The sequence below is a fragment of the Xylophilus sp. ASV27 genome, from assembly GCF_016428875.1.
Lineage (GTDB): Bacteria > Pseudomonadota > Gammaproteobacteria > Burkholderiales > Burkholderiaceae_C > Xylophilus.
In genome coordinates, this window is record NZ_JAELTO010000042.1 from 1 (window position 1) to 12,380 (window position 12,380).

Consider the following 12,380-nt stretch of genomic DNA (forward strand, 5'->3'; position numbering starts at 1 on the left):
CCCCCCCCCCCCCCCCCCCCCCCCCCCCCCCCCCCCCCCCCCCCCCCCCCCCCCTTTTAGATGTGTATAAGAGACAGGCGCGGCCTCGCGCAGCGCCTGCGGCATGCGCAGGCCGGGCAGCGTGCCGCGCGCGCCGGCCGGCCAGTCGCCGGTGCCGCTGAGCCAGAAGGCGTTGACCGGCGGCAGCCCGCGCGCGCTGCGCGCGTCGGTCAGCGGGTGGGTGTAGAGCAGCATCTGGATCTCGCTCTGCAGCCGGCGCAGCGGGCGGGCGGCGGGCGCGTCGGGCATCCACAGGTCCAGGCTGCGGCCGGTGACCCGGTCGAGCGAGGCGGTGGCCAGCCCGCGCAGCGGCTCGCCGTGCGCGCGCCAGACCAGCGGCGACACGTAGTCCAGCGCGATGCCGTCCTCGATGAAGTAGGGCGCGACCACGGCCAGCAGCGCGCGGGACTCCTGCTCCTGCAGCTGCAGCCCGGCCGGGTCGGTCATGGCGATGTGGTCCGGCGCGATGCGCCAGTGGCAGGGCGTGACATGGGCCCAGGCGGCGCTGCCCGGGTCGGCGCCGGCGGCGGCCAGCGCCTGCGCGGCCCAGGGCAGCCGGCCGTCGCCGCCGCCGTCCATGCCCAGCAGCGCGGCCAGCGCGCGCTCGTGCGGCGGGGACAGGGTGAATTCGTCGCCGGCATCGGTGCCGGCGGGCGCCAGTAGCGCCAGCAGGCGCTCCAGCCGGGGCAGGCGCAGGCCGCGCCGCTGCGCCGCGCAGCCCTCGGCGTCGGCGGCTGCGAACGGGATCAGAAGGTGCATGGCCCGATTGTCGCGGCTACCGATGGATGCAGAAGGGCGCGGCGATTCGATCACAATCGGGCGCTCATGCCATCCCCGATTCCTTCCCGGCCCACCCCGCCGCGCGACGCGCTCGTCGCGCAGTTACAGCAGCGTCTGCCCGGCCTGCTGGCCATCCATGCCTTCGGCAGCCGCGTGAGCGGCACGTCCGGCCCGGACAGCGACCTGGACCTGGCGGTGCTGGTCGCCGGCTATGCCGACCCGGTGCGGCTCTGGGAACTGGCGTCCGATCTGTCGGGCATTGCCGGCTGCGAGGTCGATCTGCTGGACCTGCGCGCTGCCTCCACCGTGATGCAGTACCAGGTGCTGATGACCGGCGAGCGCTGGTGGGCCGCCGACGTGCGCGCCGGCCTGTTCGAGGCCTTCGTGCTCAGCGAGAAGACCGCGCTGGACGAAGCCCGCGCTGGCCTGCTGGCCGACATCGCCCGCGAAGGACGCGTCCATGGCCGATGAGGTGCTGCTGAACAAGGCCGCGACCATCGAGCGTTGCGTGGCACGCGCCCGGCAGGAGTATGCGGACGATCCCGCTGGTTTCTCGCTCGATTTCACACGGCAGGATGCCGCCATCCTGAACATCCAGCGCGCCTGCGAGGCGGCGCTGGAGCTGCGCGATGCAGAGCGGCCCTAGAAGAACAAGGCTCCTCCAAACACATGCAACTCCCCTACGAATTGGCCCTGGGCCTGCGCTACACCCGCGCCGGGCGCACGACGCGGCGCAACGGCTTCATCTCCTTCATCTCGGGCGTGTCCATGCTGGGCATTGCGCTGGGCGTGGCGGCGCTGATCATCGTGCTGTCGGTGATGAACGGCTTCCAGAAGGACGTGCGCGACCGCATGCTGTCGGTGGTGTCGGACATCGAGATCTTCGCGCCCGGCGGCGCGGCGCTGCCGGACCCGGCCCTGACCCTGGCCGAGGCGCGGCGCAACCCGGCGGTGGTGGGCGCGGCCACCTTCATCTCGGCGCAGGCGCTGCTGGCGCGCGGCGACGACATGCGCGGCGTGATGGTGCGCGGCATCGACCCGGCGCACGAAGGCGAGGTGGCGGACCTGGGCTCCACCGACCACGCGGCCGTGCTGCAGAAGCTGGTGCCGGGGCAGTTCGGCATCGTGCTGGGCCAGGAGCTGGCGCGGGCGCTGGGCGTGGTGGCGGGCGACCCGATCACCCTGGTGTCGCCCAGCGGCGACGTGACGCCCGCGGGCGTGGTGCCGCGCCTCAAGCGCATGACCGTGGTCGGCACCTTCGACTCCGGCCACTACGAGTACGACTCCGCGCTGGCCATGATCCACCAGGACGACGCCGCGCGCCTGTTCCGCCTGGAAGGCCCGACCGGCATCCGCCTGAAGCTCAAGGACCTGCAGCAGGCGCGCCAGGTGGCCGCGCAGCTGGCCGGCTCGCTCTCGGGCGACCTGCTGATCCGCGACTGGACGCAGCAGAACAAGACCTGGTTCTCCGCCGTGGAGCTGGAGAAACGCATGATGTTCATCATCCTGACCCTGATCGTCGCCGTGGCGGCGTTCAACCTGGTGTCCACGCTGGTCATGACCGTGACCGACAAGCGCGCCGACATCGCCATCCTGCGCACGCTGGGCGCCAGCCCGCGCAGCATCATGGGCATCTTCGTGGTGCAGGGCGCCATGGTCGGCGTGATCGGCACGCTCGGCGGGTTGGCGCTGGGCCTCCTGATCGCCTTCAACATCGACGTCATCGTGCCCTTCCTCGAACAGCTCTTCCACGCCAGCTTCCTGCCCAAGGACGTCTATCTGATCAGCCGCATGCCCAGCGACCCGCAGCGCGGCGACATTGTGCCGATCGCGGCCATCTCGCTGGTGCTGGCCTTCATCGCCACGCTCTACCCGAGCTGGCGCGCCAGCCGCGTCAACCCGGCGGAGGCGCTGCGGTATGAATGAGCAGGCTTCGCCCTCTTCCGTGGTGCTCAGGGCGCGGGGCCTTACCAAGCGCTTCCGCGAGGGCCGCATCGACCTGACGGTGCTGCATGGCGTGGACCTGGAGGTGCGCGCCGGCGAGACGCTGGCCATCGTCGGCGCCTCCGGCTCGGGCAAGAGCACGCTGCTGCACCTGCTGGGCGGGCTGGACGCGCCCAGCGCCGGTTCGGTCGTGCTGCAGGGCCAGGCGCTGGCGCAGCTCGATGCCGCGGCCCAGGGCCGCCTGCGCAACCGCCACCTGGGTTTCGTCTACCAGTTCCACCACCTGCTGCCGGAATTCAGCGCGCGCGACAACGTCGCCATGCCGCTGCGCATCCGGCGCGATGCGCCGGAGTCGTACAACGCCGCCGCTGACCGCATCCTCGCGGCCGTGGGCCTGGCCGAGCGGGTGCACCACCGGCCGGCCGAACTCTCGGGCGGCGAGCGCCAGCGGGTGGCGATCGCGCGCGCCCTGGTCACCCAGCCGGCCTGCGTGCTGGCCGACGAGCCCACCGGCAACCTCGACCGCAGCACCGCCGACGGTGTGTTCGAACTGATGATGGGGCTGGCCCGCGAGCAGGGCACCGCCTTCGTCGTCGTCACCCATGACGACACCCTGGCCGCGCGCTGCGACCGGCGGCTGCGGCTGGTGTCGGGGCGGTTCGAGTAGCGTTTGCTATCAAATAGATAGCTGAAAGCCCGGGATTTGACTGGGCTTCAGCCATTTTTTGCCTAAAATCCAGCTTTTGCCGCGAAACTGGCCATGCTCCATCTCGGTGACCGGGCGGCTGGGCTCATGCGTGAGAGGCGCGTTCTTGCGGGACGAGCGGGCACAGCGGGTTCGTTCACACCTCCTCAGGCCACCCGGTGAAACCACCACATCGACAGCAGCGTCGCCAGCAGCGCGAAGGCGGCGCCCGCCAGCGCGAACAGCGCGGACACCTCGGTTTCGCGCTTCTCCACCGCCAGGCGTGAGCTGAGGGTGTCGTAGACCCGCTTCAGGTCCGGCGCGCTGCCGGCGAAGAAGTATTCGCCATTGGTCTTGGCGGCGACCGCCTTGAGCGTGTCTTCGTCCAGCCGCACCCGCATCGACCAGCCCTCGAAGCCGATGGTGTCGCCCTCGCGCGTGCCCACGCCCACCGTGTAGATGCGCACGCCGCGGTCGGCGGCGATCTGGGCGGCCTCCAATGGGTCGACCCCGGTGGTGCGCTGGCCGTCGGTCAGCATCACGATGGCGGCGGAACTGTAGGAGCCCGGGGCCACCGGCGGGGGCGGCGGCTTGGGCGTGTCGTTGGCCTGCGCGTCGAGCGGCGAGAGCCGCGGGCCGCCGCGCGGGCCCATGCCCAGGGAGGCGATGTCGATGCCGCTGTTGGGGAACAGCGTGGCCAGCGCCAGCATCAGGCCATTGCCGGTGGCCGTGCCGCGCTGCAACTGGAAGCTGTCGATGGCGGTCATCAGGTCGTCGCGCGACTGGGTCGGCAACTGCGCCACCTGCGCGCTGCCGGCGAAGGCCACCACCCCCACGCGCACGGTGCGCGGCAACTGGGCGATGAAGGACTTGGCCGAGTCCTGCGCAGCGACCAGCCGGTTGGGCTTGACGTCGGTGGCGCGCATGCTGGCCGACACGTCGATGGCCAGCATGATGGTCTGCTGCTGCGAGGGCAGGGCGATCACCGCCACCGGCCGCGCCGCCGCCACCAGCATGGCGGCCAGCGCCAGCAGCAGCAGCAGGGGCGGCAGGTGCCGGCGCCAGCCCGGGCCCTTGCCCAGGGCCTCGCGCACCAGCGACAGGCTGGCATAGCGCACCGCCAGCTTGCGCCGCCGGCCCTGCATCCAGAGGTAGAACAGCACCAGCAGCGGCAGCGCGAGCAGCAGCCAGAGCATCTGCGGCCAGAGGAAGTCGGGCACGGGCAGCCCCGACCAGAAGGCGTGCCAGCGGTCCAGCCAATGGAGGGCGTTCGGCTCGGTTGGCGGCATGGCGGGCTCGGTGTGTCAGGCGGCGCTCAGGGAGGGGGCGCCGCGCTGGCGCGAGCGGCGGCGCCGCAGTTCGGAGAAGCGCATGACGGCCTCGACCAGATCGTCTTCGGTGGACAGCTCCAGCGCATCCACCCCGGCCTGGGCCAGGCTCTGCCGCAGGCGGTCTTCGCGCGCGGCGGCCAGGCGTGCGAAGCGCTGGCGGAACATGCGCTCGTGCGTGTCGACCAGTAATTGCTCGCCGGTTTCGGCATCGCGCATGGCGACCAGGCCGATGTCGGGCAGCGCCCGCTCCAGCGGGTCGAACAGGCGCACGGCGACCACGTCGTGCCGCTGGGCCAGGCGGCCCAGGGGCTGCTCCCAGCCGGGCGCGCTGATGAAGTCGGAGACGACGAACACCGTGCCGCGCTGACGCAGCGCGCGTCCCAGCGTCTCCAGCCAGGGCCCCAGGCTGGTGGGTGCCGCGGGGCCCAGGGCGGGCGCGGCCCGCAGGCAGCACTGCAGCAGGTGCAGCACATGGGCGCGCCCCCCGCGCGCGGGAATCCAGCGCTCGGGGCCGCTGCCGCCCAGCAGGGCGCCGACCCGGTTGCCGTGGCGGGTGAGCAGGCGGGCGATGGTGCCGACGAACTCGGCCTGCACCGTGCGCTTGCGGCGCGCGCCGGAGCCGAAGTCGACCGAGGCGCTCTGGTCCACCACGAACCACGCGGCCATCTCGCGGTCCTCGGTGAAGACGCGCACGTGCGGCACCTGGGTACGGGCGGTGACGTTCCAGTCGATGTGGCGCACGTCGTCCTGCGGCTGGTACTCGCGCAGGTCGGCCAGGTCCAGCCCGGCGCCGCGCTTGAGCGTGCGGTGGCTGCCCTGCAGCAGGCCGTCGAGCCGGCGCAGCGCCGTCCATTCGAGCCGGCGCAGCAGTGCCTCGACCTCGCGGGCGGGCGGGCCGGGCCGGGCTCCGGTGGCCTCAGGCGGCGCGTTTTTCATGGGCGTGGTGCAGCGGCTTGGCCGGCGCCGGTATGTGCGCCATCAGCCGGGCGATCAGGGCGTCGGCGCTGATGCCCTCGGCCAGCGCCTCGTAGGACAGCGCCATGCGGTGGCGCAGTACGTCGGGCACCAGGTCGGCCATGTCGGCGGGCAGGGCATAGTCGCGGCCGCGCAGCATGGCCAGCGCGCGGGCCCCCTCGGCCAGGTTGATGGTGGCGCGCGGGCTGGCGCCGTAGGCCAGCAGGTGGCCGAAATTCTTCAGGCCGCACTCGTCCGGCCGGCGCGTGGCCGCCACCAGCCGCACGGCGTACTGGAGCAGGGACGGGTCGATGTAGACCTGCCGGCACTGGGCCTGCAGTTCGGCGAGCTGCGCCGTGGTGGCCACCGGCACCACCGGCGCGGGCGGGTGCATGGCGCGCTGCACGATGACGAATTCGTCCTCGTCGCTCGGGTACTCCACCAGCACCTTCATCATGAAGCGGTCCACCTGCGCCTCGGGCAGCGCATAGGTGCCCTCGGTTTCCACCGGGTTCTGCGTGGCCATCACCAGGAAGGGCGAGGGCACGCGGTGCGTCTCGCCGGCGATGGTGACCTGGCGCTCCTGCATCACCTCCAGCAGCGCGCTCTGCACCTTGGCCGGCGCGCGGTTGATCTCGTCGGCCAGCAGCAGGTTGGCAAAGACCGGGCCCAGCGCGGTGCTGAAGTCGCCGCTCTTCTGGTTGTAGAGCCGGGTGCCCACCAGGTCGGCCGGCACCAGGTCGGGCGTGAACTGGATGCGCTTGAAGCTGCCCTGCACCGCGCCGGCCAAGGTCTTGACCGTGAGCGTCTTGGCCAGGCCCGGCACGCCTTCGACCAGCAGGTGGCCCTGCGCCAGCATGGCGACCATGACCCGCTCCAGGAAGCGGTCCTGGCCGACGACGATGCGCTTGACCTCGAACAGCACCTGTTCCATGAGCGAGGCGCTGGGGGATTCGCGGAGAGGGGCGTCCATGGGGCTCCTGGTGCTGTGTGCGGGGCTCAGAACGGCGGCATGCCGGCCGCTGCGGCGGCGTTCTCGATGGGCACGGCAAAGCCGATGCCGAGGAAGGTCCGGCTCTGCGTCGGGTTCAGGATGGCGGTGACGATGCCCACCACCTCGCCGTCCATGGTCACCAGCGGCCCGCCGGAATTGCCGGGATTGGCCGCGGCGTCGAACTGGATCAGGTTGCGCAACTGGGTCTTGCCTTCGGGCGAGACGAAGCCGCGCTTGAGGCCCGACACCACGCCCGACGATACCGAGGGCCCGATGCCGAACGGAAAGCCGATCGCCACCACCTCGTCGCCGGGCCGCAGGTCGGCGGTGGAGCGCAGCGTGGCGGCTTCCAGGTCGTCCGGGATCTGGTGCGCCTGCAGCACGGCCAGGTCCTGCTCGGGCTGCACGCCGGTGACCGAGGCGGCGGATTCCAGGCCGTCGAAGAAGGTCACGCGGATATGGTCGGCCCCGGCCACCACGTGCAGGTTGGTCAGGATCACGCCCTTGTCGACGATGACCACGCCGGTGCCAATGCCGCGCTCTATCTCGCCGGGCTCCTTCTCCTTGTACTTGCCGTTCTTCCTGCGGTCTTCCTTGCCGTAGGCCGTGACCCGGACCACCGCCGGGCCGACCTTGGCCGCGGCGCGGGCAGCGGACGAGGGCAGCACCACGCGCTCCAGCGTGTGCTTGACGGCGGCATCGACTTCGTCCTGGGTGAGCCGGGGGGGCACCGGCCGCCACAGCCCGAGCCCGCCGAGCGTCAGCGCGCACAGCAGCAAGGCCGGCGTCACGCCACGGCGCGCCAGGCGCAGGCCGCGATGCAGGCGGGAAGCGGGGGGAGTGCCGGCCGTGTCCGCAACAGCGGGCGCCGGGGCGGATTCCGGTGCCGGCGCGGCCTGCGCCTCGGGGCGCTCGCCATCCAGTACCGGTTCGCCGCTGGCGGGAGAACGAAGGGAACTGCTGTAGAGGGCGGGCCTGCGCATCCGGGGTACCTCGTTTATGGCGCCCGACTGGGTCGCAGGATAACCGTAGCACGATTCAGTGCGTTGCGCTGCGGGCGATACAAGTTCTTGTGTTGGCCGTGCGGCATGATGCAGGGCGTGCCATCGCTGGCACGCCCTGCATCATGCCGGTCTGGATCGACACCCACTGCCACCTCGACGCCTCTGAATTCGCCCCCGACCGGGACGCCGTGCGCTTGCGCGCGGCGCGGCTGGGCGTGGCCTGCTGCGTGGTGCCGGCCGTGCATGCCGCCAATTTCGACGTCGTGCGCACCTGGGCCCACCGCCATGGCGACGCCTACGCGCTGGGGGTGCATCCGCTCCATACGGCCACGGCCGCCGAGACGGAACTGGCCGTGCTGGAAGCTGCGCTGGCCGCGCGGGCGGACGATCCCCGGCTGGTGGCGCTCGGGGAAATCGGCCTCGACTACTTCGTGCCGGAGCTGGACGACGCGCGCCAGCAGCATTTCTTCCGGGTGCAACTGCGCCTGGCGCGCCGCTGGGACCTGCCGGTGCTGCTGCACGTGCGCCGCTCGGTCGATCAGGTGCTGCGCCACTTGCGCGAGGCCGGCGGCAGTGGGGCCGGCCGCCATGCGTGGCGCGGCATCGCCCATGCATTCAATGGCAGCCTGCAGCAGGCCGAGGCCTTCATCGCCCTGGGCTTCAAGCTGGGTATGGGCGCGACCCTGACCTTCGAGCGTGCCCGGCAGGTGCGGCGCGTGGCGGCAGCGGTGCCGCTCGACGCCCTGGTGCTGGAGACCGACGCGCCCGACATCCCGCCGCGCTGGCTCTACCGCAGCGCCGAGCAGCGCCGCGGCGGCTTGCCGCAGGCACGCAATGCGCCGGAGGAACTGCCGCGCATCGGCGCCGAACTGGCCGCCCTGCGCGGCATCCCGCTCGAGGCCCTGGCCGAGGCCACCACCCGCAACGCGCTGCAGGCGCTGCCGCGGCTGCGCGCGCTGCTGCCATGCGGCTGACCGGCTTGGCGCCCGTCGTCTCGGGGCAGGCGCGCCTGCTGGTGCTGGGCAGCTTCCCCGGCGCGCGCTCCCTGGCGCAGCAGCAGTACTACGGCCATCCGCAAAACCATTTCTGGAAGATCCTGTCGGCGCTGTGGGGCATGGACCTGGCGGCGCTGGACTACCCGGCGCGTATCGCGGCGCTGCGCGAGCGTGGCCTGGCGCTGTGGGACGTCTATGCCGCCTGCGAGCGCGAAGGCAGCCTGGATGCCGCGATCCGCAACGCCGAAGTCAACGACTTCGCCGCGCTGGCGCGGCACTGCCCGCGCCTGGAGGCGGTGGCGCACAACGGCGGCGAGAGTTTCCGGCATGCGCCGGCGGTGATCGCGGCGCTGGGCGCGGAAGCCGGACGCATTCAGGTGTACAAACTCCCCTCGACCAGCCCGGCCAACGCCTCCTGGAGCTTCGAGCGCAAGCGCGGGGCCTGGGAGGCCGTGTTGCGCCGCCACCATCTCCTCTGACCCGCGCCCCATCGCATGCCCCGCAGACCTGTCCGCACGTTTCCCGAAGTGAACTTCTCCGACGACGGCGACGTTCGGCACCTGCACCTGGGCAGCATCTGGATCCAGGGCTCCATGCGCATGGACGCCCCCAATGCACTGGAGCTGGAATACGTGCAGCGCATGATGGCCTGGTTGCTGTTCGTCACGCCCGCGTCGGTCGTCCGGCGCCACGCCATGCAACTGGGGCTGGGCGCGGCCGCGCTGACCAAGTTCTGCCGCAAGACGCTGCGCATGCGGACCACGGCGATCGAGCTCAACCCCCAGGTGGTCCATGCCTGCCGCGGCTGGTTCAAGCTGCCGCCCGACGATGCGCGCCTGCAGGTGATCGTGGCCGACGCGGCCGAGGAGATCCGGCGCCCGCAGTGGCAGGCCGCGGTGGATGCCTTGCAGGTCGACCTGTACGACGACGACGCGGCCGCGCCGGTACTCGACAGTGCGGATTTCTACCGAGACTGCCGCTCGCTCCTGACCGAGGACGGCTGCATGACCGTGAACCTGTTCGGCCGCGCCTCCAGCTACGCCGCCAGCCTGGCCAGGATCGTGGACGCGTTCGGGCCGGATGCGGTCTGGGCCTTCCGGCCGACGCGCGAAGGCAATACCGTGGTGCTGGCCCAGCGCACGGCCCAGTCGGCCGACCGCGCCACGCTGCTGGCGCGCGGCGAGGCGATCCAAACGCGCTGGGGACTGCCGGCAGCCAAGTGGCCGCGCGTCTTCAAACCGGTGAAGAACTGATGAACGCCGCCGCCCCCAACGCCTTCGCCGTCGGCCACCACCAGGGCCCGATCGACTGGCGCCGCATCGTCGAGTGGCTGCGTGAGGACGGCGTGATCGCCGCGGAGGAGGCGCTGCGCACCATCTCGCGCTGCGCCCAGGCCGAGAGCGTGCAGCACCCGCTGGTGCGCTTGGCCAACGTGGCGATGCTGCGCCAGTCCGACGGCAAACCGCTCGACGTGGAAATGCTGACCGAATACCTGGCGGCCAAGGCCGGGCTGCCCTACCTGCGCATCGATCCGCTGCGGGTGGACGTCGGCAAGGTTGCCGACACCATGAGCGCGGCCTATGCCGAGCGGCACCGCGTGCTGCCGGTGCAGGTGAGTGCGTCCGAGGTGGTGGTGGCGACCGCCGAGCCCTTCGTCACCGAGTGGATCGCCGAAGTGGAGCGTCAGGCGCGCCGCACGGTGCGCCGCGTGGTGGCCAACCCGCAGGATGTGCAGCGTTTCACGGCGGAATTCTTCGCCCTGGCCAAGTCGGTGCGCGCGGCACAGAAGGCCGGCGGCAACAGCGGCACCGCGAGCTTCGAGCAATTGGTGGAGCTGGGCAGGAGCAACCGCCAGCTCGACGCCAACGACCAGGGCGTGGTGCGCGTGGTCGACTGGCTCTGGCAGTACGCCTTCGACCAGCGCGCCAGCGACATCCACCTGGAGCCGCGGCGCGAGCAGGGCGTGATCCGCTTCCGCATCGACGGCCTGCTGCACCCGGTCTACCAGATGCCGATCGGCGTGCTCAACGCCATGACCGCGCGCATCAAGCTGCTCGGTCGCATGGACGTGGTGGAAAAGCGCCGCCCGCAGGACGGCCGCATCAAGACCCGCAACCCGCGCGGCGACGAGGTGGAGATGCGCCTGTCCACCCTGCCCACGGCCTTCGGCGAGAAGATGGTGATGCGCATCTTCGACCCCGATACCGCTGTCAAGGACCTCGACGCGCTGGGCTTTGCGCCGCACGACGCGGGCCGCTGGGAGCAACTGGTGCGGCGCCCGCACGGCATCATCCTGGTGACCGGCCCCACCGGCTCGGGCAAGACCACCACGCTCTATTCCACGCTCAAGCGCGTGGCCACGGAGGAGGTCAACGTCAGCACGGTGGAAGACCCGATCGAGATGATCGAGCCCTCCTTCAACCAGACGCAGGTGCAGCCGGCGCTGGATTTCGGCTTCACCGAGGGCCTGCGCGCGCTGATGCGGCAGGACCCGGACATCATCATGGTCGGCGAGATCCGCGACCTCGCCACCGCCGAGATGGCGGTGCAGGCCGCGCTCACCGGCCATCTGGTGTTCTCCACCCTGCACACCAATGATGCGCCCTCGGCCGTCACGCGCCTGATGGAACTGGGCGTGCCGGCCTATCTGGTCAACGCCACCCTGCTGGGGGTGCTGGCGCAGCGCCTGGTGCGCACCCTGTGCCGCAGTTGCCGCCAGCCCGACCCCGATGCCAGCGCCGCACTCATGGCCGACGTGGTCAAGCCCTGGAAGCTCAACGGCCCCTACCAGCCCTACAAGCCGATGGGTTGCGTGGACTGCCGCATGACCGGCTTTCGCGGCCGCATAGGGCTCTACGAACTGCTGAGCGTGAGCGAGGCCTTCAAGGACCTGGTGAACCGCGCGCCCAGCATCGCCGCGCTGCGCCGCCAGGGCGTGGCCGACGGCATGCGGCCGCTGCGCCTGGCGGGGGCGCTGCGCGTGGCCGAAGGCCTGACCACGCTCGACGAAGTGCTCGGCACCACGCCGCCGCTCGAATAGCCGGCAGCGCCCCGATGCAGGGGTTTCCCTAGTCTGTCCGTAGGTGGAATCCACATCGGGCCCGCGGGTGCGCGCCTCCACAATCCGCCAGTCCCATTTTTTCGTGTTGGAGAAAGCTGTGAAGATAAAAAGTCAGAAAGACTTCTTTGCCGGCCTCATGTTCCTGGCGGTCGGCGTTGCCTTCGCCTGGGGTGCGGTCACCTACAGCGTCGGCGAGGGGGCCCGCATGGGGCCCGGCTACTTTCCGCTGATGCTGGGCATCGTGATGTCCATCCTTGGCGCCGTGCTGGCCCTCAAGGCGACCATCGTGGAGACCGAGGGCGGCGACAAGATCGGCAAGTGGGCCTGGAAGCCGCTGATCTTCATCATCCTGGCCAACCTGGCCTTCGGCGTGCTGCTCGGCGGCCTGCCCAGCATCGGCTTGCCGCCGATGGGCCTGATCATCGGCATCTACGCGCTGACCCTCATCGCCAGCCTGGCGGGCGAGAACTTCAGGCTGGTCCCCACGCTGCTCCTGGCCACGGTGCTGGCCATCGGCAGCTACGTGGCCTTCATCTGGGCGCTCAAGCTGCAAATGGCCGTCTGGCCCACCTTCATCACGGGCTGAGAAAGAC

At 71.2% G+C, this 12,380-nt stretch carries 14 protein-coding genes; 9 read left to right on the plus strand and 5 right to left on the minus strand.

The genetic code is table 11. From position 1 onward, the window contains the following. Positions 1–798, minus strand: a 798-nt coding sequence (locus JHD63_RS10775) for a hypothetical protein (RefSeq protein WP_198970752.1), incomplete at its 3' end; no start/stop codon positions are given. 66 nt (positions 799–864) lie between these two features. Between JHD63_RS10775 and mntA the strand changes: the two genes are divergently transcribed. Genes mntA through lolD form a run of 4 tightly spaced genes read left to right on the plus strand, consistent with a single transcriptional unit; the run spans position 865 to position 3,430 of the window. Continuing rightward, positions 865–1,290, plus strand: coding sequence for a type VII toxin-antitoxin system MntA family adenylyltransferase antitoxin (gene mntA, locus JHD63_RS10780; protein WP_198970753.1), 426 nt, complete (start codon positions 865–867; stop codon positions 1,288–1,290). Next, positions 1,280–1,465 (plus strand): hypothetical protein, encoded by a 186-nt coding sequence (locus JHD63_RS10785; RefSeq protein WP_198970754.1) that lies wholly within the window; start codon positions 1,280–1,282, stop codon positions 1,463–1,465. The genes mntA and JHD63_RS10785 overlap by 11 nt, the downstream gene beginning before the upstream one ends. Before the next feature lie 23 nt (positions 1,466–1,488). After that, positions 1,489–2,745: a lipoprotein-releasing ABC transporter permease subunit gene (locus JHD63_RS10790; protein WP_198970755.1), complete on the plus strand. Its 1,257-nt coding sequence runs from the start codon at positions 1,489–1,491 to the stop codon at positions 2,743–2,745. Further along, positions 2,738–3,430, plus strand: a complete 693-nt coding sequence (lolD, locus tag JHD63_RS10795; RefSeq protein WP_198970756.1) for a lipoprotein-releasing ABC transporter ATP-binding protein LolD — start codon at positions 2,738–2,740, stop codon at positions 3,428–3,430. The genes JHD63_RS10790 and lolD overlap by 8 nt, the downstream gene beginning before the upstream one ends. Positions 3,431–3,615: 185 nt before the next feature. On the opposite strand, the gene JHD63_RS10800 is transcribed toward lolD, so the two are convergent. The 4 genes from JHD63_RS10800 to JHD63_RS10815 form a co-directional block, all read right to left on the minus strand. After that, entirely contained in the window at positions 3,616–4,644 is a 1,029-nt protein-coding gene (locus tag JHD63_RS10800) for a VWA domain-containing protein (protein ID WP_233167944.1), read from the minus strand. 108 nt (positions 4,645–4,752) lie between these two features. After that, positions 4,753–5,715, minus strand: a complete 963-nt coding sequence (locus JHD63_RS10805; protein WP_198970758.1) for a DUF58 domain-containing protein — start codon at positions 5,713–5,715, stop codon at positions 4,753–4,755. Next, positions 5,696–6,706, minus strand: coding sequence for an AAA family ATPase (locus JHD63_RS10810; protein ID WP_198970759.1), 1,011 nt, complete (start codon positions 6,704–6,706; stop codon positions 5,696–5,698). The genes JHD63_RS10805 and JHD63_RS10810 overlap by 20 nt, the downstream gene beginning before the upstream one ends. 26 nt (positions 6,707–6,732) lie before the next feature. After that, the gene (locus JHD63_RS10815; protein ID WP_198970760.1) at positions 6,733–7,710 is read right to left on the minus strand and encodes a S1C family serine protease; all 978 of its coding nucleotides are present in this window, start codon (positions 7,708–7,710) and stop codon (positions 6,733–6,735) included. A 143-nt stretch (positions 7,711–7,853) separates the two neighbouring features. Here JHD63_RS10815 and JHD63_RS10820 point away from each other — a divergent pair, with 143 nt between their 5' ends. The 5 genes from JHD63_RS10820 to JHD63_RS10840 all read left to right on the plus strand — a co-directional run bounded on the left by JHD63_RS10820 (position 7,854) and on the right by JHD63_RS10840 (position 12,373). Next, positions 7,854–8,705, plus strand: a complete 852-nt coding sequence (locus tag JHD63_RS10820; RefSeq protein ID WP_198970761.1) for a TatD family hydrolase — start codon at positions 7,854–7,856, stop codon at positions 8,703–8,705. After that, entirely contained in the window at positions 8,696–9,205 is a 510-nt protein-coding gene (locus JHD63_RS10825) for a DNA-deoxyinosine glycosylase (RefSeq protein ID WP_198970762.1), read from the plus strand. The genes JHD63_RS10820 and JHD63_RS10825 overlap by 10 nt, the downstream gene beginning before the upstream one ends. A 15-nt stretch (positions 9,206–9,220) precedes the next feature. Then, the gene (locus JHD63_RS10830; RefSeq protein ID WP_198970763.1) at positions 9,221–9,979 is read left to right on the plus strand and encodes a spermidine synthase; all 759 of its coding nucleotides are present in this window, start codon (positions 9,221–9,223) and stop codon (positions 9,977–9,979) included. Continuing rightward, complete coding sequence (locus tag JHD63_RS10835) at positions 9,979–11,766, plus strand: GspE/PulE family protein (protein WP_198970764.1); 1,788 nt, start codon at positions 9,979–9,981, stop codon at positions 11,764–11,766. The genes JHD63_RS10830 and JHD63_RS10835 overlap by 1 nt, the downstream gene beginning before the upstream one ends. A 118-nt stretch (positions 11,767–11,884) precedes the next feature. Next, positions 11,885–12,373 (plus strand): tripartite tricarboxylate transporter TctB family protein, encoded by a 489-nt coding sequence (locus JHD63_RS10840; RefSeq protein ID WP_198970765.1) that lies wholly within the window; start codon positions 11,885–11,887, stop codon positions 12,371–12,373. The last annotated feature ends 7 nt before the right edge of the window (positions 12,374–12,380 follow it).

Bases quoted from the DNA above. Each gene is read 5' to 3' on its own strand.
- mntA (WP_198970753.1), top strand. From the start codon at position 865: ATGCCATCCCCGATTCCTTCCCGGCCCACCCCGCCGCGCGACGCGCTC.
- JHD63_RS10785 (WP_198970754.1), top strand. From the start codon at position 1,280: ATGGCCGATGAGGTGCTGCTGAACAAGGCCGCGACCATCGAGCGTTGC.
- JHD63_RS10790 (WP_198970755.1), top strand. From the start codon at position 1,489: ATGCAACTCCCCTACGAATTGGCCCTGGGCCTGCGCTACACCCGCGCC.
- lolD (WP_198970756.1), top strand. From the start codon at position 2,738: ATGAATGAGCAGGCTTCGCCCTCTTCCGTGGTGCTCAGGGCGCGGGGC.
- JHD63_RS10800 (WP_233167944.1), bottom strand. From the start codon at position 4,644: ATGCTCTGGCTGCTGCTCGCGCTGCCGCTGCTGGTGCTGTTCTACCTC.
- JHD63_RS10805 (WP_198970758.1), bottom strand. From the start codon at position 5,715: ATGAAAAACGCGCCGCCTGAGGCCACCGGAGCCCGGCCCGGCCCGCCC.
- JHD63_RS10810 (WP_198970759.1), bottom strand. From the start codon at position 6,706: ATGGACGCCCCTCTCCGCGAATCCCCCAGCGCCTCGCTCATGGAACAG.
- JHD63_RS10815 (WP_198970760.1), bottom strand. From the start codon at position 7,710: ATGCGCAGGCCCGCCCTCTACAGCAGTTCCCTTCGTTCTCCCGCCAGC.
- JHD63_RS10820 (WP_198970761.1), top strand. From the start codon at position 7,854: ATGCCGGTCTGGATCGACACCCACTGCCACCTCGACGCCTCTGAATTC.
- JHD63_RS10825 (WP_198970762.1), top strand. From the start codon at position 8,696: ATGCGGCTGACCGGCTTGGCGCCCGTCGTCTCGGGGCAGGCGCGCCTG.
- JHD63_RS10830 (WP_198970763.1), top strand. From the start codon at position 9,221: ATGCCCCGCAGACCTGTCCGCACGTTTCCCGAAGTGAACTTCTCCGAC.
- JHD63_RS10835 (WP_198970764.1), top strand. From the start codon at position 9,979: ATGAACGCCGCCGCCCCCAACGCCTTCGCCGTCGGCCACCACCAGGGC.